The organism is Streptomyces sp. NPDC088706, assembly GCF_044752765.1.
Lineage (GTDB): Bacteria > Actinomycetota > Actinomycetes > Streptomycetales > Streptomycetaceae > Streptomyces.
Genome location: NZ_JBIVLW010000050.1, coordinates 1 through 1,053 on the forward strand (window position 1 = coordinate 1; position 1,053 = coordinate 1,053).

General features: G+C 70.3%; 1 protein-coding gene. It reads right to left on the reverse strand.

All coding sequences use genetic code 11. The features are described from left to right. Positions 1–60: 60 nt before the first annotated feature. A complete protein-coding gene (locus ACIQAK_RS33010; RefSeq protein ID WP_401849683.1) occupies positions 61–1,023 on the reverse strand; it encodes an electron transfer flavoprotein subunit alpha/FixB family protein in 963 nt (320 codons plus the stop codon). Positions 1,024–1,053 lie beyond the last annotated feature (30 nt).

Here is a 1,053-nt window from a genome sequence, read left to right on the forward strand (position 1 = left end):
AACGCCGCTGGGCCGCGCGGTGGGGTGCACCGTGCGGCCCAGGTGGGGTGTTGCCGGGGTTCAGCCCTTGCGGGTGTTGATCTCCTCGGTGAGCTGGGGGACGACGGTGAAGAGGTCACCCACGACGCCGTAGTCGACGAGGTCGAAGATCGGGGCCTCGGCGTCCTTGTTGATCGCGACGATCGTCTTCGAGGTCTGCATACCCGCCCGGTGCTGGATCGCGCCGGAGATACCGGAGGCGATGTACAGCTGCGGGGAGACGGACTTGCCGGTCTGCCCGACCTGGGAGGTGTGCGGGTACCAGCCCGCGTCCACCGCCGCACGCGAAGCACCCACCGCCGCACCCAGACTGTCCGCGAGCGCCTCGATCAGGGGGAAGTTCTCCGCACCGTTGACCCCCCGGCCACCGGAGACCACGATCGCGGCCTCGGTCAGCTCCGGACGCCCGGTCGACTCACGCGGGGTGCGGGAGGTGACCTTCGTCCCCGTGGCCGCCGCACTGAACGACACCGACAGCGCCTCGACCGTGCCGGCCGCCGCGGCGGGCTCGACAGGAGCGGAGTTCGGCTTGACCGTGATCACCGGGACACCCCTGGAGACCCGGGACTTCGTCGTGTACGAGGCGGCGAACGCGGCCTGCGTCGCCACCGGCCCCTGCTCCCCGGCCTCCAGATCGGTGGCGTCGGTGATGATGCCCGAGCCGATCCGCAGCGCGAGACGGGCAGCGATCTCCTTGCCCTCGGCCGAGGTCACCACCAGCACCGCCACCGGCGACACCGCCTCGAACGCCGCCCGCAGCGCATCCACCTTCGGCACCACCAGATAGTCCCCGAACTCCGGGGCGTCCGCGGTGAGGACCCTCACCGCACCGTGCTCACCCAGCACACCCGCGGTCGCCTCCGCACCCGCACCCAGCGCCACAGCGACCGGATCACCGATCCGGCGGGCCAGCGTCAGCAGCTCCAGCGTGGGCTTACGCACCGCACCGTCCACATGATCGACCAGAACAAGAACTTCAGCCATGACAACGCACTCCAGACGGGAAAGACGAGA